Origin of the sequence: Paraburkholderia sp. UYCP14C (assembly GCF_004197395.1) — a bacterium.
Classification (GTDB): Bacteria; Pseudomonadota; Gammaproteobacteria; order Burkholderiales; family Burkholderiaceae; genus Paraburkholderia.
In genome coordinates this window covers 175,705-193,209 of sequence record NZ_SELS01000012.1, presented here as the reverse complement: position 1 = coordinate 193,209, position 17,505 = coordinate 175,705, and the positions used below count along the sequence as shown (strand labels likewise).

The 17,505-nt window shown below is 63.7% G+C and carries 18 protein-coding genes; 6 read left to right on the top strand and 12 right to left on the bottom strand.

Translation table 11 applies throughout. The features are described 5' to 3' along the window. Positions 1–286: 286 nt before the first annotated feature. From EVC45_RS14175 to EVC45_RS14165, 3 genes are all read right to left on the bottom strand, one after another. Entirely contained in the window at positions 287–1,030 is a 744-nt protein-coding gene (locus EVC45_RS14175) for a hypothetical protein (protein WP_129958596.1), read from the bottom strand. A 126-nt stretch (positions 1,031–1,156) separates the two neighbouring features. Next, positions 1,157–3,007, bottom strand: coding sequence for a histidine kinase (locus tag EVC45_RS14170; protein WP_248295125.1), 1,851 nt, complete (start codon positions 3,005–3,007; stop codon positions 1,157–1,159). Next, the gene (locus EVC45_RS14165) at positions 3,004–4,068 is read right to left on the bottom strand and encodes an ABC transporter substrate-binding protein (RefSeq protein ID WP_248295128.1); all 1,065 of its coding nucleotides are present in this window, start codon (positions 4,066–4,068) and stop codon (positions 3,004–3,006) included. The genes EVC45_RS14170 and EVC45_RS14165 overlap by 4 nt, the downstream gene beginning before the upstream one ends. 411 nt (positions 4,069–4,479) lie before the next feature. Here EVC45_RS14165 and EVC45_RS14160 point away from each other — a divergent pair, with 411 nt between their 5' ends. The 4 genes from EVC45_RS14160 (at position 4,480) to EVC45_RS14145 (ending at position 6,020) form a co-directional block, all read left to right on the top strand. Continuing rightward, positions 4,480–4,671: a hypothetical protein gene (locus EVC45_RS14160; protein ID WP_248295124.1), complete on the top strand. Its 192-nt coding sequence runs from the start codon at positions 4,480–4,482 to the stop codon at positions 4,669–4,671. Between the two features lie 98 nt (positions 4,672–4,769). Further along, a complete protein-coding gene (locus EVC45_RS14155; RefSeq protein WP_129958594.1) occupies positions 4,770–5,402 on the top strand; it encodes a response regulator transcription factor in 633 nt (210 codons plus the stop codon). A 143-nt stretch (positions 5,403–5,545) separates the two neighbouring features. Continuing rightward, positions 5,546–5,788: a hypothetical protein gene (locus tag EVC45_RS14150; protein WP_129958593.1), complete on the top strand. Its 243-nt coding sequence runs from the start codon at positions 5,546–5,548 to the stop codon at positions 5,786–5,788. 31 nt (positions 5,789–5,819) lie between these two features. Then, a complete protein-coding gene (locus tag EVC45_RS14145) occupies positions 5,820–6,020 on the top strand; it encodes a hypothetical protein (protein WP_211193417.1) in 201 nt (66 codons plus the stop codon). 103 nt (positions 6,021–6,123) lie between these two features. Here the strand turns inward: EVC45_RS14145 and EVC45_RS14140 are convergent, their stop codons facing one another. The 5 genes from EVC45_RS14140 to EVC45_RS14120 all read right to left on the bottom strand — a co-directional run bounded on the left by EVC45_RS14140 (position 6,124) and on the right by EVC45_RS14120 (position 10,761). Next, positions 6,124–7,005, bottom strand: a complete 882-nt coding sequence (locus EVC45_RS14140) for an NmrA family NAD(P)-binding protein (RefSeq protein ID WP_129958592.1) — start codon at positions 7,003–7,005, stop codon at positions 6,124–6,126. 151 nt (positions 7,006–7,156) lie between these two features. Beyond that, on the bottom strand, positions 7,157–7,729 hold the full coding sequence (locus EVC45_RS14135; protein WP_129958591.1) for a TetR/AcrR family transcriptional regulator: 573 nt from the start codon (positions 7,727–7,729) through the stop codon (positions 7,157–7,159). Between the two features lie 121 nt (positions 7,730–7,850). Further along, complete coding sequence (locus tag EVC45_RS14130; RefSeq protein ID WP_129958590.1) at positions 7,851–8,681, bottom strand: ABC transporter permease; 831 nt, start codon at positions 8,679–8,681, stop codon at positions 7,851–7,853. Continuing rightward, on the bottom strand, positions 8,678–9,568 hold the full coding sequence (locus EVC45_RS14125; protein ID WP_129958589.1) for an ABC transporter permease: 891 nt from the start codon (positions 9,566–9,568) through the stop codon (positions 8,678–8,680). Before EVC45_RS14125 ends, EVC45_RS14130 begins: the two co-directional genes overlap by 4 nt. Beyond that, entirely contained in the window at positions 9,565–10,761 is a 1,197-nt protein-coding gene (locus tag EVC45_RS14120; RefSeq protein ID WP_248295123.1) for an ABC transporter ATP-binding protein, read from the bottom strand. The genes EVC45_RS14125 and EVC45_RS14120 overlap by 4 nt, the downstream gene beginning before the upstream one ends. Here EVC45_RS14120 and EVC45_RS45620 point away from each other — a divergent pair. After that, a complete protein-coding gene (locus EVC45_RS45620) occupies positions 10,753–10,932 on the top strand; it encodes a hypothetical protein (RefSeq protein ID WP_168991468.1) in 180 nt (59 codons plus the stop codon). The genes EVC45_RS14120 and EVC45_RS45620 overlap by 9 nt on opposite strands. On the opposite strand, the gene EVC45_RS14115 is transcribed toward EVC45_RS45620, so the two are convergent. From EVC45_RS14115 to EVC45_RS14105, 3 genes are all read right to left on the bottom strand, one after another. Continuing rightward, complete coding sequence (locus tag EVC45_RS14115) at positions 10,906–12,915, bottom strand: hydantoinase B/oxoprolinase family protein (RefSeq protein ID WP_129958587.1); 2,010 nt, start codon at positions 12,913–12,915, stop codon at positions 10,906–10,908. The genes EVC45_RS45620 and EVC45_RS14115 overlap by 27 nt on opposite strands. Positions 12,916–12,945: 30 nt before the next feature. After that, entirely contained in the window at positions 12,946–14,985 is a 2,040-nt protein-coding gene (locus EVC45_RS14110; protein ID WP_129958586.1) for a hydantoinase/oxoprolinase family protein, read from the bottom strand. A 79-nt stretch (positions 14,986–15,064) separates the two neighbouring features. Beyond that, complete coding sequence (locus EVC45_RS14105; RefSeq protein WP_129958585.1) at positions 15,065–16,123, bottom strand: extracellular solute-binding protein; 1,059 nt, start codon at positions 16,121–16,123, stop codon at positions 15,065–15,067. Between the two features lie 149 nt (positions 16,124–16,272). On the opposite strand from EVC45_RS14105, the gene EVC45_RS14100 reads away from it, so the two are divergent. Continuing rightward, positions 16,273–17,016: an IclR family transcriptional regulator gene (locus tag EVC45_RS14100; protein WP_129958584.1), complete on the top strand. Its 744-nt coding sequence runs from the start codon at positions 16,273–16,275 to the stop codon at positions 17,014–17,016. Positions 17,017–17,129: 113 nt separating this feature from the next. On the opposite strand, the gene EVC45_RS14095 is transcribed toward EVC45_RS14100, so the two are convergent. Continuing rightward, on the bottom strand, positions 17,130–17,333 hold the full coding sequence (locus EVC45_RS14095; RefSeq protein WP_129958583.1) for a DUF2970 domain-containing protein: 204 nt from the start codon (positions 17,331–17,333) through the stop codon (positions 17,130–17,132). Between the last annotated feature and the right edge of the window lie 172 nt (positions 17,334–17,505).

Genomic DNA, 17,505 nt, shown 5'->3' with positions numbered 1-17,505 from the left:
GCAACATTCTCAGCCAACCGCCACCGCCTTCCTCGTATCCCCCGCCTGCCGCCGTACACCAGATCCGAGATTAGCTCATCGTCCAGACGCTCGTGGCGCAACTGCACGTAAGCGCTTGATACTTGATGCGCGCCTTCGCGATATCAATGGCGCCGTACGATTTCTGCGGAGCGTTCACCCCGACGATTCATGTTCTATTTGCTGCGCCGTAGCGATTGCATGACGGAGTTCGTCCTGCGCCGCCCGCGATTGCCGTCGCGGCGCGCGACGCCCGAAGGGTTCCATATCAACGACCATGCCCGCCGCCGCCCATGTAGTGACCGCCACCCCAGCCGCCACCGCCACCCCAGCCGCTACCACCTCTCCAGCCACCGCCATAGCCGCCATAGTTCGGGTGAGCGCCGCCCCAGCCGCTACCGCCAGACATGTGGCCACCGCTCCAGGCGCCCTGACCATGTCCCCAGTTGGTGTGGCCGTAGTAGGGGTGACCGTAATTGCCGTAGTAGCCGTGTCCGTAATACCCATGGCCCCAGTAGCCATGGCCCCAGTAACCATGGCCTGCCCAGTAAGTGTGATGACCATAGTGGTAACCGCCGCAACACCCTCCCCAGAAGGCGTAGGTCAACGCCAACGACGGCCACCAGTAATAGCCCGGCCAGTATCCGTAGTACGGATACGGGTAGGGATACGCATAGGGATACGGTGGATAGGCGACCGGATAGTATGCCGGCGCCCCATAGGCCGGCGCGGACGGCGGCGCGGCCGCGAAATCGTACGCGGGTGGCTGCCCTTCGGCAGACGTGCCGTCAGGCATGGTGAATGCCTGTTGCGCCGGAACCTGTTGCGACGGGTCGCCGAGCCCGGATGGATCGGCAGTCGAATACGCAGCAGGATACTGGGCGGCATAGGCGGGGTAATAGCCGTAGCCCGGATAGTACCCGTAGGGTACGTAGTAACACCCAGACAGCGCCCCGAACAATACCAGCACTCCGACGGCATTGCCGACGCACTTTGCATCGAGCGGCTTCATGACGTGCTCCCGGTCGCGCGGCGACAAAACGGCACGCTACTCCCTTCAGCTTATGTCAGCGTTTCATGCCTCACGTAAGGAATTGGTAACCGCGTATTTCCGGCGCGGGGCGACCTCCAGGTGGCGTCAAAGAGTCTGAAAATCGTCCGCGACTGTCGACGGCTCGCGAAACAGCAGGCGCACGGTCGAGCCGCGCAGTTGCTGGCTGACGATCTGAATTCGCGCATCGATGATGCGCGCGCGCTCCTGCATGCCCTGGAGCCCATAAGAGCCGTTCAGCGTCGCTCGCGCAACGTCGAATCCAATGCCGTCATCGCTGACTTCGAGCTCGAAATGATCGCCGACGCCGCGCAGCACCACATCGACATGCGACGCGTGCGCATGCCGGCTGACATTGGTCAGCGCCTCCTGAACGATCCGAAATACGGCGGTCGCGCGCTCGTCGCCCAGCGACGGTTCGCCACCTTCATGCCGGAACGAGCACGATGGCACGTTGTGTCGTGAGAAGTCGTGCACCAGCCATTCGAGCGCCGAAGGGAGACCGAAATTCAGCGCGGCCGGGCGCAGATGGCTGGCGACATTGCGGACGATGTCCATGGTGCGCTCGACGAGCTCGCTGATATCGCCGACTTTCTGTGTCCCGTCCGCGCCTCGGCCCAGCAGGAGTTTCAGCAGCGACACGTTGATCTTGATCGCCGTGAGCAGTTGGCCGAGCTCATCGTGAATGGTCATGGCGATCTGGCGGCGTTCTTCTTCCCGGATGGTCTCCTGGTGAGCCGATAGCTGTCTCAACTGCTGGCGCGAGCTGCGCAGATCCTTTTCCGTGCGCTTGCGTTCGCGCACTTCCTGTTCGAGTTGGTCGCGGTGCCGTGTGAGATCGTCCATCGCCTGCTTGCGCTCGGTGATGTCGGTGAGTTGTCCTTCGAGCCATCGCGGGCCTGCTTCGTCGTGGCCCGCTCCGCGCGCATTGAGCTGACACCATATCGGGGTGCCGTGGGCGTTTTTCATCTGGATCTCGAGTGCCGCGAGCTCGCCCGCCACACGCAGCATGGCAAAGAGACCGGCGGTACGCGAGGGCGGGAACGGCAACTCCGGATGCGGCGAGTGCGGGGCTTCACCGGCGAGCGCGCTCATCAGACTGTCGACGTCGGCAAAGCCCAGCAGCTTCGCCATCGCGGGATTGGCTTCGCGCAGACGCCCGTCGCGCTCGAGAACGAAGATGCCTTCGAGCGAATTTTCGATAATGCCCCGGCATTTGCGCTCACTCTCCCTGAGCGACGCGGTCGAGTCCTGCAGCCGAGCGGCCATCGCGTTGATGCGCGCGCCGAGCCTGCCCAACTCAGCGCTCGATTCGACCACGCAGCGGCTGTCGAGATCGCCGCCGGCGATGCGGTCGACCATTTGCTCGAGCCGCCTGATCGGTTCGCGCACCAGATGCTTGATCAGAAAAAAGGTCGCGAAATAAAGCGTCGCCAGAACGAGGGCCATCGTGGCGAGCACGGCTTCGCGAGCGGTCGCGAAGCCGCGTTCCGCGACGGCCTTCGTCAACACGACACGTACTTCGCCGAGCTTCTCTCTGGGCGCGTCGCCGGGCGGCGTGAATTCGATGGGCCGCACCCGGACGACCTGCTGGTCGGGTTTAGGCATCGGCGCATTGTTCACGTCGGCGACGACGCCGTAGTTCGTCGCCGTGGCGGTGAAGCGCACCACCTCCGGATTGGGACGCAGTGCGTTGAGTTGCCGGACGATCGCATCGCGATCGACATTCCACATCGGCAGCGCCAGCGACTGACCGAACAGATCTGCGATTCGGTCCGCGCGTTCGTCGAGCTCCGCAATCCGGCGCTCGCGTCCGTGATCGAGCAGCACGAAAGCCGAGATCCCGGCGACCAGCGTCGATAGAACAACCAGCGATAGCATCAGCTGTGCGTGCAGCGTGCGCGGCAGCAGCTTTCGTAGCAGGCGTGGCTGCATCATGCGGTCCTCGAAGACGCGTCCAGCAACACCTGCAGATCGAAGCCATAAGGGGCCGTGGTTCTGCGCAGAACCCGCGAAAAGGTGCGGAAGTCCGGAGGCATCGGGCGCTCGAACGCAATGTCCTGGAAGCGGGCGGCGTCGTCGCCGTGGAGCACTTTGAGAAAGTCGAGTCGCTGGCGGGCGCCGCCGGCCTGGGCGAAATCCGCGCCGTGGTGGTAGTCATAGATCAGCACCATTGCGCAGGCGCCGATGAACAGGTCACCCGCGACGATCGCAGCGAGTTCGTTGCGAGCCACGGATTCGACGGCTTCCGGTAGGGCGCCCAGGCCACCGACGATCACGTTGCTGTGCCGCTCGCGCACGGCGCTCAACGCGCCGAGCGTCATCGAGTCGTTGGCAGCCCAGAGAATGTTGACGTCCGGATAACGCGACAACAGCACGCTGGCCTTTTCGCGGCCGTCGGCGAAACTCCAGTCGCCAAAAGCCAGCTGATACATCTGGTTCTGCGGGTCGCGTGCCAGTGCCGAGCGCACGCCTGCCGCGCGCTCGGCTGATACCGGCGTCGCCCGATCGCCGGTGATGCCGATCACCCGCGCGGGCTGGTCGCGAATCAGGCTCGCCAGGTACTGCATCAGTCTGAAACTTCCGCGCTCGGCATCCGCGGTGATCGTGCCGATCCAGTTTTGAATCGTGCCGCGCTCGTTGCCGGTGATCGAGCGCTGAGCCTCGGTCAGGTCGTTATGGATCAGCAGAATTTTGGCGGGCGAGTGAGACAGCGTCTGCAGCATCGGCTGCGCCGCCATCTTTTCATTGACGATGACGACGTAGTCGGGCGCGTCGGCGCGCGCCGCGATCGATTCCGCCTGGCGCTGCATCAGCAGATGATCGCGCTCCGCATAGAGCACTTCGAGTCGCATGCCGAGGCGCTCGGCGGTGGCGTTCATGAAGCGCGACACGAGCTGCCAGTGCGGTCCGGTATCGCCTTCCAGGCTCTCGCCGGGATTGAGAAATACCACGGTCGCCGGGCGACCGACCGCCGCAAGCGCCGTCACGGACGACATGCTCACCAGACTCGCGGCCATGTGCACGGAACGCGCCAACATCTGTCTTCTGTTCATACGATTTTCGGGCACCAGTCTGAATGCTTACTGCGTCGCGCGAGTAGAGCTGGAGACAGCGCGATCAGCAGACCGAACGATCGAGCGAACAGGAGCTGCCGCTCCGCAATCCCGGGCCGTCTCCTTGCCCGCGATCGCGGCAAGCATAACGCGCCACATTTGCACATACAATCCGCGCGGTTTCGCGTTTGCCGATTCGCGTCGTTCAGTGTGCGCATAGATGGACTCAGGATTTCCTGACGTCTGCTTCAGGTTTTCCCGTAGTCATTTGCAGCCGGTGACGACTGCGCGCGATCGCCCGTTCATGCATCATCGGTGGGGCTTGCGAAGATCGAAAGGCGATGTGCAAAATGATTGCGGACTTTCTGGACAAACGCAGGGGCTTGCGAGAGGTCGATAGAATTTGAGGAACTGCGCCGCGAGCATGCGGAAGGGTTCGACGCCGGCACGTTCCTCGCGCTCGACCTGCTCGTCGAGCGCCTCGACGAACTGATCGATCGTGCAGATCGTGCAGAAATTCCGGTGAAGTTTTCGCTGGTCACCTAGCCGGGCGCAACGTGCGCGCCGCGAATCCTGCGAATGCGAGAAGAACAGACAAAGGCTTTACCCATCGGGCGGCTCACGCACGAGCTCGGATTCGGGACATGATCAAGATCCTCATCGCCGACGATCACGCGATCGTGCGCGGCGGCCTCAAACAGATCATCGCCACTACCGCCGACATGATCGTGGTGGAGGAGACTGGCCACGGCTCCGAGGTAATCGACAAACTCCGCAGCTGCGACATCGATCTGCTGTTGCTGGATATGACGATGCCCGGCATCAGCGGCGTCGATCTGATCCGACGCGTGCGCGCGGACCGACCCGCGTTGCCGTTGCTCGTGCTCAGCATTCACAACGAGGCGCAGGTGGCGTCCCGCGCACTAAGGGCCGGCGCCACCGGTTACGTGACCAAGGACAGCGATCCCGAGGTGTTGCTTGCGGCAATCCGTAAGCTCGCCGACGGCGGACGCTTCATCGACCCGAAGCTGGTCGACGCGATGGTTTTCGAAAAGCATGCGGGAGACGTGCCGCCGCACGAAGTCCTGACGGATCGGGAATTTCAGGTGCTACAGCTAATCGCCAGCGGCCGGAGCATCAACGACATCGCCGAAGCGTGCTCGCTGAGCGCCAAGACGATCAGCACCCACAAGATGCGGTTGATGCAAAAGCTGGGTCTTTCGAATAACGCGGAGGTGATTCGTTATGCGATGCGGCACGGCCTGATCAGCGAATAGCCGCTCAGGCTGGATTCATGCCCTCTATCGGAGCTAAGGAAATCCTGACGATCGAACCGGTGATTCCTGAACGCACAATCCGCCGACGCCGATGGAAGCATCATTTGCGGCTGCCTACGATGGCTTCAACGGAGGGGGCGGCAATGGTGGAGCAGCAGTCTTTGCGTACGGCGGTCGGGAAGTGGCTCGGACACACGCGCACGACGGTACGTGTGCTGACCGTGCATCGCTCGCGCGCCGGACGGATCGTCGGTGTGTGTGTGGCGGGGGAGGGTCCACGAGGTCCGTGCGAGCTGTTCTTCTTTCACCATACCGATCGCGGTTGGCAAGTGTTTCCGCCTTCGGTGGCGCGCCCGTCGATGGCGGTCGAGCGGCTGGCGATGTAATCGACGCGCTTTGAGACCAGGAGAACATCGAATGGAAGTGGAAGTGCTGTCGGCGAGTGAAATCGAACTGCGAGCGTGGCTCAGCCGATGGTACGACCATGCCGTCGCGGAAGGGCTCGTACGGCCGCCGTATCTGCTCGACGACGCAAAGGCAACGCGCCTTCAGGCCTATTTCGACGCTGGGTTGACGCCGGAGGACGGTGCCCAATTGTTCTTCGGAACCGTGCATTGAACCGCGTTGCGCATTCGTGTTAACGGAATGCCCAGCTATGTTGCCGGCGCGAGTAGCCGGCAACTTTCTTCGTGCGCAACGAAGCTGAACCGGGCACCGCTCATCAACGCTCGAACAGTTGTCGGTTGGCGTGGACGAACTCTGCAACCGTCTGCGGCGCCTGTCCGGTGACTTGCGCGATGATGCCGTCTTTGCCCTCGAAGACGCCGTTCTGGTAATCGATGGCAACTTCGATGAAGTGCTGGATCGTGAATTCCGGAAGACCGTACTTCCGCAAGTGCTCGCGATATTCGTCGAGCGTCGCCGGACGATAAACGATCTTGCGGTCGATCACCTTGCCGATTTCATCGGCGATCCCGTGATGATCGAGTTCGATCGGGCCGCAGAGTTCGTAGGTCTTGCCGATATGTCCAGCAGGATTGGTGAGCACGGTAGCGATGAAGCGAGCCTGGTCCTCCGCGGCGATCGGCGCATGGCGTCCGTTGCCGTAGGGAAGGGCAATCCTTCCTTCGTTGACGATGGCGTCGAGCACCCATGGGAAAATCAGCCATTCCGAGAAGAACGTCGGACGGATGTGAATCGTTGGCACGCCCGACCAATCGAGAACCCGTTCAGCGATCCAGTGATTGCGTGCCGCGTGACTCTTCGAGTCTTCCCGCGCGGAAATCTGCGACATTTCCACGAGGACTTCAACGCCCGCCCGCCGCGCCGCGTCCGCGAAATACGCGGTCGCCTCGATGAAGCCCGGCCGCACCGGATAGCACAGGTATGCGCCAGTCACGCCCTCCATTGCGCGGATCACATCGTCATGCTCGAGCAGATCGCCGACGACGACTTCGGCGCCCTGCGCACGAAGCGCCGCACTGCGGTCGTCTTCCTTGTGTACGAAAGCCCGGACCGCATGGCCGCCGTCCAGCAGATGACGAACTGTGTGGACGCCGGTCTTACCCGTGGCGCCGGTAATCAGATATTTGCGTTGCTGCATGATGGACTCTCCAGTCTAACGATGTGGGCACTCGTCGCGAGTGCGGGGCTGCCAGATATCGCCGCGATCAAACCTCGCTTCGAAATCCGAAAAGTGTATATGCACATTTTGATGCGCGCGTCATGCATGCAGTTTCAGGCATGCATATCAGCTACTTCTTGATGAGGCGTTCCTTGACCGTCTGAAGGATCGCCGCGGAGGCGTCAGGGTCTTCAACGATCCGCGCCATGGTGACGGCGCCGATCATTGCCGAAAGGGCGAAGATTGCTTCGGACCGTGCTGCTGCGTGGTGCCGACGCCCGGACCGGCTTGCCAGGCTGTCGACGAGACCGTCGAAGCCGTGCGCCGCAACTGCCCGCGTTTGTTCGTCGGCGCGCGCCAGTTCGCTGCCCATGCTCGCGAGCGGGCAACCGTCTGCCGGTGCGTCGCGGTGAGTCGTGGACACGTAAGCCTCGATCATGGCCTTGAAAGCTTCGGGGCCGATGCGCTCGCCCGCGGCGGCTTCGAGCGTGCCAATGATCTCGGTCAGCGCGGCTTCGCACGCTTGCGCGACCAAATCGTCTTTGGACTCGAAATGCCGGTAAAACCCGCCGTGCGAGAGTCCCGCGTCAGCCATCAGGTCCGCCAAACCGGTCGTCTGGATGCCGTTCGCCCTGAACGCTCGCGCGGCAACCTCGATGATGCGACGGCGTGTATCGGCAGTTTCGAGTTTCGACTTCCTCATGACCGGCCGCCTTCCGTGATGTGTTGTTTAGATTGTGATCATCATCTAAACGGAAGTCAACGGCCGTTTTTTGCAACACTGCGTTTCAGTCGTCGAGCGTTGAAAACTGAATCGCGCGCGCCTAGCGGCTCATCGAGCGCAAGCCGTAGATTTTCTCGACCGCCAACAGAAACACGATCGCAATCAGCATCTGCACCGTGCTGATCGCGGCGATCGACGGATCGAACTGGTTCTGCAAGTACGACAGCATGACCACCGGCAACGTCGTCGTGTTGGCGCTGCCGAAGAAGTAGGACACGCCGAGGTTGTCGAGCGAAATCAACACCGAGAACAGCGCGCCCGCGAAAATGCCCGGCGAGATCAGCGGCAAGGTCACGTGCCAGAAGCGTCGCCAGATGCTCGCGCCCAGCACCGACGCCGCTTCGCCGTAACCGGGATTCAGGTTCTTGCACGCGGCGATCGTGGTGCGCAGCACATAGGGCACGGACACGCACGTATGCGTGATCAGCAGCGCGACGAACGAATTGCCGATGCCGAGCTCCGACAGGTAGTACAGCGACGACAGCCCGACCACCAGCGGCGGCACCGCGATCGGCGACAGCAGGAACGACGTCGCCGCATGGCCGATGCGGGAGCGCGTGTTGGCGAGGCCGAGCGCGGCCGGCACCGCGAGCACGATCGCGAGCGCGGTCGACGCGCCGGCAAGCAGCAGGCTCGTGATCAGCGAATCGGTGAACGGCTTGTATTCGATGAAGCGCCGATACCAGCGCAACGACAGACCGTCGACCGGCACCGCGACCGATTCGCCCGGCGTGAACGACGCCAGCACGACGATCACGATCGGCGCCAGCAGGAACGCGACGAATAGCGCGATATACAGCGCAAGCGCGCCGTTGCCGAGCTTTTCGAACAACCGCGAGCCGTCACGCGGAGAGTGGCTGAGCGTGCTCATCGGCGTGCCTCCTTGCGCCGGCCGATCAGCCGTCCCTGCGCATACAGGCAGATCAGCACGACGATCAGCAGCAGATTACCCATCGCGCTCGCGAGCCCCATGTCCTGCGACTGGCTGAACTGCTGGAAGATCAGAAGGGGCAGCGTCACGATACTGCCGCCGCCGAGCAGCAGCGCACTGATAAAACTGCCGTTGACGATCATGAACACGATCAGGCACCCGGTGATGATCCCCTCGACGGACAGCGGCAGCGTCACCAGCACGAACGCGCGTAGCGCGCCGGCGCCGAGCACGCGCGCCGATTCTTCCAGACGCCGATCGACCGAGCGCAGCACCGGGATGATCGACAGCACCATGAACGACACCATCACGTGCACATTGCCGACATAGACGATCACCGGGCTTTGCGTGATGCGCAGCGGCTGCTCGATGATCCCGAGGGCGAGCAGCGCGTCGTTGACGAGGCCGTGGCGCGCGAGCAGCACGTTCCAGCCGAACGTGCGCATGATGATCGACGTGAGCAGCGGCATGATCAGCACGAACATCAGCGGGCCGGAGAAGCGCCCCGCGCGGCGCACCATGAACCATGCGACGGGATAGCCGGTCACCAGACACCAGAACGTCGTCAGCACGCTGACCTTCAGCGTTTCGATCATGATGCCCACGTAGTACGGATCGGTGAACAGCTTGTGGTAGTACGCGAACGTGAAGGCCGAATGGGTGCCCTGAATCGCCGAGATGCCGACGCTGCGCAGCGCGTTCTCGTAGAGCGGCATGCCGAAGAAGATCGCCAGTACGACGAGCGCCGGCGCGCACAGCATCGCGTACGGCGACAGCCATCGACGCGGACGGCGGCTCGCGTGCGGCAGCGTGGCGAGCGTGCTCATCGGGCGTCACCTTCGCCGGGTTCGGCTTCGAGAACGACCAGATCGTCGGGGCTGATCGACACGCTGACCGGATGACCCGCTTCGAACGCGGCTGCGCTCGCGGCCTGCTGATAGACGCTGACGGTCTGCCCGAGCGACGGCACCTCGATGCGGTACGCGTGCTGCGAGCCGCGGAACACGCGCGCGGCGACGACGCCGTCGAAGCGGATATCGTCCGGACGCGGGTCGCCGATACGCAGCTTTTCCGGCCGCACCGCGACTTCGCCGCTCGCGCCTGCCGCGAGCGTGCGGTTCAGCGCATGCGCGACGCGACAGGTGGGCGGCGGGTCGGTGCGCACCTCGCCGCGTGCGTCGCGGATCGCGATATCGAGCCAGTTGGGTTCGCCGCGCACCACCGCAAACGGCAGGATATTGGCCGCGCCAAGAAACTCCGCGACGAAGCGCGTGCGCGGCCGGGCATACACGTCGGTCGGCGTGCCCGATTGCAGGATGCGCCCATGGTTCATCACGACCACGCGGTCGCTCATCGTCAGCGCTTCTTCCTGGTCATGGGTCACCATCACGCTCGTGATGCCGAGCTTGCTTTGCAGCGACTTGAGTTCGAACTGCATGTTCTCGCGCAGATTCTTGTCGAGCGCGCCGAGCGGCTCGTCGAGCAGCAGCACCGACGGATTCGTGACGATCGCCCGGGCGAGCGCGACGCGCTGCTGCTGGCCGCCCGACATCTGCGCGATGCGGCGCTCTCCGTAGCCGGGCAGTCGGATCAGGTCGAGCATCCGCGTCACATGCGCGGCGCGCTCGCGCTTCGGCACGCCCGCCATGCGCAGACCGAACGCGATATTCTCGGCCACGCTCAGATGCGGAAACAGGCTGTAGTTCTGGAACACCATGCCGAGCCCGCGCCGGTTCGGCGGCAGATTCGTCACCTCGCGCCCGGCGATGCGGATCGTGCCGGTATCGGGGAACTCGAAGCCGGCAATCAGCCGCAGCGTCGTCGTCTTGCCGCAGCCGGACGGACCGAGCAGCGCGACGAGCTCTCCCGCGCGAACGTCGAGCGACAGCTGTTGCAACGCCGTGGTCGCGCCGAAGCGCTTGCTGACGCCTTCGAGCGACAGCGGCTGCGAACGCAGCGGCACGGCGGACGCTTCGGCGCGGGTCGCGGCGCCCGAGAACGGATTCGCGGATTGCAGCATCGATTCACCTTCATTGAAGTTGTCACGACGGACGGCGTGCTCGTTGCGCATTTCAGCGCAAACGAAACGATGCCCATTGCGCGCCTGCACCTGTTGATCTTCCGCACGCGGCGCCGCGAGCAAGGCGCGGCGCCGCGCTTGCCGCTATGCGGTTCGCTGTGCTTCGAGTAATTGCGGATACTGGCTCGCGACCTCGCGGAAGATGTCGCTGATCGCCTGCCCACCAGGCTTGAGACGACCGTCGGCTTCCCATGCATCGAACGCGTCGAAGATCTTGTGCTTCAGGAAGTGCCGCCACACGACCGGCACGCCGGCGAGGATTTCCGTCAACACCGCGTAGCGCTCGCGGGTCCAGCGCGCTTCATAGGCGGTGCGCGCCGCGCCGTAGTCGAAGTGCACGGCCGGCACGCGCGGCGCGTTCGCTTCGAGCTCGGTGCGCCGCGCAGCGGTTGCCTGCATATCGACTTCGCCCGCGCGCAGCACGACACCGTACAGCGCCAGCGCATCCGCGTCGCTCAGATAACCGCGCTTCACGTCGGTCGCGACCCTCTGCGGATCGCGCTCGTACGGATTGCCATAACCGCCGCCGCCGCAGCCTTCGAGGCGGATCACGTCGCCGGGACCACACACGACCAGATCGGTCACGCCGAGGTTCTCTTCATGTTCGGTGCCCGGATTGCGCGTGAAGCGCGACGTCGATCCCGCCTTGCCGCCGAGTACGCCCCACGACGCGAAGCGTGACCGGTCGCGATTGCGCGCCGTCACCAGCGTGCCCGGCGAGAACACGCGGAACTCCATCACGGTGCCGAGGCCGCCGCGATAGCGGCCCGCGCCCGCGCTGCCCGGCACCATGCCGTACTTCAGGATGCGGATCGGCACTTCCGCTTCGTTGATCTCGACCGGTGTGTTGCGCAGGAACGCGACGTTGGCGCCCGACGCATCGGAGCCGTCGCCGTTGATCATGCCGCCGGCGCCGCCGCCCACTGGACCGATTGCCGCGATCACGGTGCGTCCGTCGCTATCGACGGTGCGCACGTTCAGAATCGACATGCCGCCGGCCGGGCACGCGGGCAGCCGCTCCGGGCAGACCATCGAGAACGCGCCGAACGTGACGTTCTGCGCGACCTTGCAGGTCAGGCTGCGCATGCCAACCGCGGCGGGCGGCACGCAGTTCATGATCGTGCCTTCCGGCAGCACGCAGCGCGCGACCTTCAGCATGCCCGCATTGAGCAGCAGATCGGGGTGCAGCGAATACAGCACGTAATTCAGCCCGACGAGCGCGAGCACGTGCCGCTCCTTGCCGCCGGTCGGCATGTTCAGCGACGAATTGAGCTGCGGGTCGCTGCCGGTGAAATCGAGCACCAGCGATTCGCCTTGCACTTTCAGATTCAGCGCGACGCGCAGCGGCTTGCCGTTGACCGAATCCTCGTCGGCGTACTCGGCGAAGAAGTATTCGCCGTCCGGCATACCGGCGACGATCGCCCGCGCCTGCTCTTCCGAATAGTCGATCATCGCGTGCATGCCGGCCTTGAAATCGTCGATGCCGAAGCGCTCGATGATTTCCAGCACGCGCCGCTCGCCGGTCATCAGCATCGCGATCTGCGCCTTCAGGTCGCCGCGATTCTGCTCGGGGGCGCGCACGTTGATCGCCATGTGGTCGAGCAACGTGTCGTCGAGCACGCCGGCGCGCACGATCTTGGTCGGCGCCCAGCGAATGCCCTCCTGATAGATCTCGGTCAGCGTGCGCGACAGCGATGCGGGCACTGCGCCGCCCATGTCGGTGTTGTGGATGTGCCCGCCGACGTAGCAGACGATCTCGCCGTCGTAGAACACCGGCTTCCACATCATCACGTCGGGCGTGTGGGTGGCGACGTAACCGCTGTACGCGTCGTTGGTCATGCCGATGTCGCCCGGCTCGTAGTGATCGATCGCGTCGATCACCGAGCCGAAGTCGAGGCCCGGGTACCAGGTCGCGCCGAGCGTTTTCGGCGACGCGAAGGTAAGCCCCGCGGGCGTCATGATCGTGCAGGAGAAATCTTCGGTTTCCTTGACGAACGCGGAGTGCGCGGTGCGCATCAGCGTGTGGGCCATGCTTTCCGCGGCCGCGACGCAGTAATTGGCGAAGATCTGTAGAACGGATCGATTGAATGTCATGGTCTGAGTCCTTCGGATTTCACTGACGCTTCACTGAGCCGACAGCAGCAGGTTGCCGTATTCGTCGACGACGGCTGCGAAGCCCGGCAACACGCAGGTGGTCGTGTCGTCCTGCGCGATGATCGCGGGGCCATCGAAGCGATGACCGGCGAGCAGCACCGAGCGGTGGTACAACGGCACCGTGCGCCAGGCGCCGTCGAGGTAGACGTCGATCATCGCCTCGACGCGCGGCGCGCCTTCGCCGAGCGCGATTTTCGGCATCTCGGGCTTCGGTGTGGGCAGGCTGATCACGAGGCGCAGCGCCACCACCTGCACGGCCGAACTCGCGTCGCTGTGGCCATACAGACGCTGGTGCTCGCGGTGGAACGCGTCGCCGATCGTCGCGATGTCGCCGTTGCGGATGGATTGCGGATCGAGCGGTGTGTCGACTTCGAACGACTGGCCGCGATAGCGCATGTCGGCCGACACGAGCATTTCCGCGCCCGCGTCGGAGCCGGTTTCGTTGATGATCCACTCGCGCGCCTGCGCTTCGAGCTTCGCGAGATCGCCGGCGAGTTTGTCGAGCGAGGCGGCGTCGAGCGGGTAGTAGGTGGTGCGCACGAAGTCGTTCTTCGTATCGGCGATCAGGCCGCCCAGCGCGCTCAGCACGCCCGGCGTGGTCGGCACGATCAGATGGCGCATGTTCAGCGCGCGCGCAAGGAAGCCGCCGAGCATCGGGCCCGCGCCGCCGAACGGCATCAGCGAGAACGCGCGCGGATCGATGCCGAAGCGCGACACGATACGGCTCACGCCGCCGTACATGCCGGACACCGCGACGTCGATGATCGCGGACGCGGTTTGATGCACGTCGATGCCGAGCCGTTGCGCGAGCGGTTCGATCGCGCGGCGGCTCGCTTCCACGTCCACCTGCACCGCGTTGTAGCCGAGCGACGCACGGCCGAGCACGCCGATCACCGCGAACGCGTCGGTGATGGTCGGGCGCGTGCCCCCGCGGCCGTAGCAGACCGGCCCCGGATTCGAGCCGGCGCTTTCCGGTCCGACCTTCAGTACGCCGAAATCGTCGACCCATGCAATCGAGCCGCCGCCATCGCCGATCGACGAAACCGACACCGACGGGATATGAATCTGGAAGTCGCCGATGTACTCGCCGGTGGCGTACTGCGGTTTGCCGTCGACGATCAGCGCGACGTCGGCGGTCGTGCCGCCGATGTCGAGGCTCATGCAGTCCTTGATCTTGCACATGCCGGCCAGATACGACGCGCCGATCACGCCCGCGGCGGTGCCCGACAGGATCATCTGCACGCAATTGCTCTTGCCGTTCTCGGCGCTCATCACGCCGCCATTCGACTTCGTCACTTTCAGGTCCGCGCCGACGCCGCTTTCGGCGAGCGCGGCCTGCAGCCGCGTCAGGTATTGCGACACGCGCGGCTGCACGTACCCGCCGATCGTCGCGGTGACCGTGCGCTCGTATTCGCGGATGATCGGCCACACTTCGTGCGAACACGACACGAACAACCCGGGCGCGGCTTTCTCGATGATCGTCTTGACCTGCTGCTCATGCGCGGGATTGCGATAGGAATGCAGCAGCGAGATCACCACGCCTTCGCATTGCGCCACCTGCAGCGCTTCGAGCGCGGCGAGCACGCTCGCTTCGTCGATCGGCGCTTCCTCGGTACCGTCGGGGCGCATGCGGCCGTCGACGCCGAACACACGATCGCGCGTGATGAGCGGCTCGGGGCGGCGCGACATCAGGTGATACATGTCGGGGATCTTCAGGCGCGCGATGTCCAGCACGTCCTCGAAATGGCGCGTCGTGATCAACGCGAGACGCAAGCCCTTGCGTTGCACCACCGAGTTCACGCCGACCGTCGTGCCGTGCGTGAAGTACACGACTTCGTGCGGATCGATGCCGAAGCGCGCTTTCAGGCCTTGCATGCCGTCGATCACTTCGCTGCCCGGCGAATCCGACCGCGAGAACACTTTCAGCGTGCGCGTGGTACGCGTCTCGTCGTCCAGCACGGCGAAGTCCGTAAACGATCCGCCGATATCCACTCCAATTCTCAAGCCCATTGCCGTCCCTTTAGGTAAGCCTTGCACCGCTCGCGTCTGCGTTGCGTCAGCGGCGCCGATAGCCGCGGATGGTTCGAGGTCAGTGCCCGATCTGCTTGTTCCAGCTCTCGATCCATTGCGGCACGTACTTGCCGATCTCGTCGAAATTCACCCAGATCGATTTGTCGACGGTCGCGATGCGCGGTTTGACTTTCGCGTCGTAGGTGACCCCGGTGTTCGACGCCGTGTACTGCATCGTGTTGGCGAAGCATGCCTGGCCCTGCGCCGAGGCCAGTTCGTCGAGGAACTGGATGCCGAGCGGCGAACCGTTCTTCACTTTGACCGCCATGTTCGGAAACGCGACGGAGCCGGGCGCCGGATTGATCCACGCGATGTCGGGATTGGCGGTGTCGTGCTCGCTCCACGCGCGGCCGTCGTAGTACATCGCGATGTCGATGTCGCCGTTGCGGATCGCGTTGAGCGGCGCGTTGGGCTCGCTGAAGAAGGTCACGTTCCTGCTGTCGCGCATGCGCTTGATCTGATCGAGCGCCGGCTGGATGTTGGTCGGCGAGCCGCCGTAGATCTGGTCGAACAGCGTGATCAGGCCGGCTGGCGTCGCGACGTAGTTGATGTCCGGAATGCCGGCCTGGTATTTCCCGGCGATCACGCCATCGACGAATTCCTTCCACGTTTTCGGCGGATTTTTCACGCGCTTGGTGCTGTACATCAGCCCGAAATCGCCATACGTGAGCGGAAAGCCGTAGCCGTGCCCGTACTGCACCAGACGCGGATCGAGCTGCGCCATGTTGGGCACTTCTTTCGGCGAGATCGGATCGAGCAGTTTGCGCTCGATCGCGATATGGGTCGCTTCGGGCGTGCTGACCATCACGTCGATGGGCGGGCGGGCCGGATTCGCCGCGACCTGGTTGACCCATTGCAGCGGATTGCCGAGCGTCACGTCGACGCTTTTGCCGGTCTTCTTCTCGAACGGCTCGACGAAGCACTTGCGATAGGCCTTTTCCCACGTGCCGCCGAATGCGGTGACGGTCAGGTCCGCGCCGAACGCGGCGGGCGTAATGGCCAGGCAGGCAAGTGCGAATGCGCCGGCACGCAGCAGCCGGGGCCTACGCTGACGGGGCATTGCAACGGTGGTCTCCATGCTTCTCCCAGCTTCGATGAACGATCACAGCGATTGGTGAATGAAAAAAACCCTTTGCGCGACCGGTGGTTTGTGCCACAATACGGCACGACGTGCTTCAATACGGTACAAGGTAGCATGCGATATTTGCGATCGCAAGGGAATCAAAAATGAACAGCCTGCTGAAAAGCATCGAAATCATCGAGACGATCGCGCAGCAGCAGCCGATCGGCGTCAGCGAACTGTCGAAGTTGCTGAAGATGCCGAAGTCGAGCGTGCAGCGCGTGCTGATGACGTTTCAGGAGGCGGGGTGGCTGAGGCAGGCCGGCACCGAGTCGACGCGCTGGGAAATCGGCGCGCGCGTGGTCGGCGTGCGGCCGAGCGCGTTGAAGGGCGGCGCGTTGCAGAAAGCCGCGCGTCAGCCAATGCAGGATCTATGCGATCTGGTCGACGAAACGGTTCATCTGTCGATCCCGGACGGGACGACGGCGATGGTGTTGATAGAGGAAACCGAGTGCAAGCAGGTGGTGCGCACCGCCTACACGATCGGCAACGTGTCGCCGTTTCATGCGACGGCGAACGGCCTCGCGGTACTCGCGCATATGAGCGACGCGCAGATCGATACGATCCTCGGCCGCGACCTGCCGAAGTACGGCGAAAACACGATCAACGACCCCGCGCTGATTCGTGAGGAACTCATGCGCATTCGCGAACGCGGCTATTCGGTGAACCTGGGGCAATACCGCCACGCCATTTATGCGATCGGCGCCCCGGTGTTCGACAGCAACGGTATCGTCGTGGCCAGCGTGTGCTTCTCGATGCCGGGCTCCCGCTTCAATCCGGACAACATCGACGAATGGGGCAGTGCGGTCAGACGCACGGCGAACGAGATCAGCGGAGGCAGTCTCGCCTGAATGCGCCGTGCGCCGCTTATGGCGGTGGAAACAGAGCGCGCGTCAGCTGGTCTGTTGAAACAGCAAAGATCAAAGGAGTCCTCGGCCTATGACGAGGTCTCCCGGCTTCCTGATCAGAACCCCTGGGTCGACCCCGTGGAATGCGCGACCAGCAGTACCACACCGGCAATGCACGCCGCGATGAGCGTGGCCATCACAACGGCAACGAACGGCAGCCAGCTAAAGTTCACATGGGTGAAGTCGGCCTCGTGTGCCGCGCCTTTTCGCACGCCGAAGAAACTCCACAAAACAATGCGCATCATGCGGATGAGTTCCATCTTTTCCTCCGTTTCACTCGATTAACTTGAATCAGTGAGCAAATTCTCGAACTTTTCCACCCAGGGAAAAAGCAGCAGTTGCGAACGATTTGAGCGACGCAGCCTGAGCGCCGTCTTTGCCACAGAGCATCCCGGCGCAGCCCCGCAGAAGTCGACGATAAAATAAGGGCCG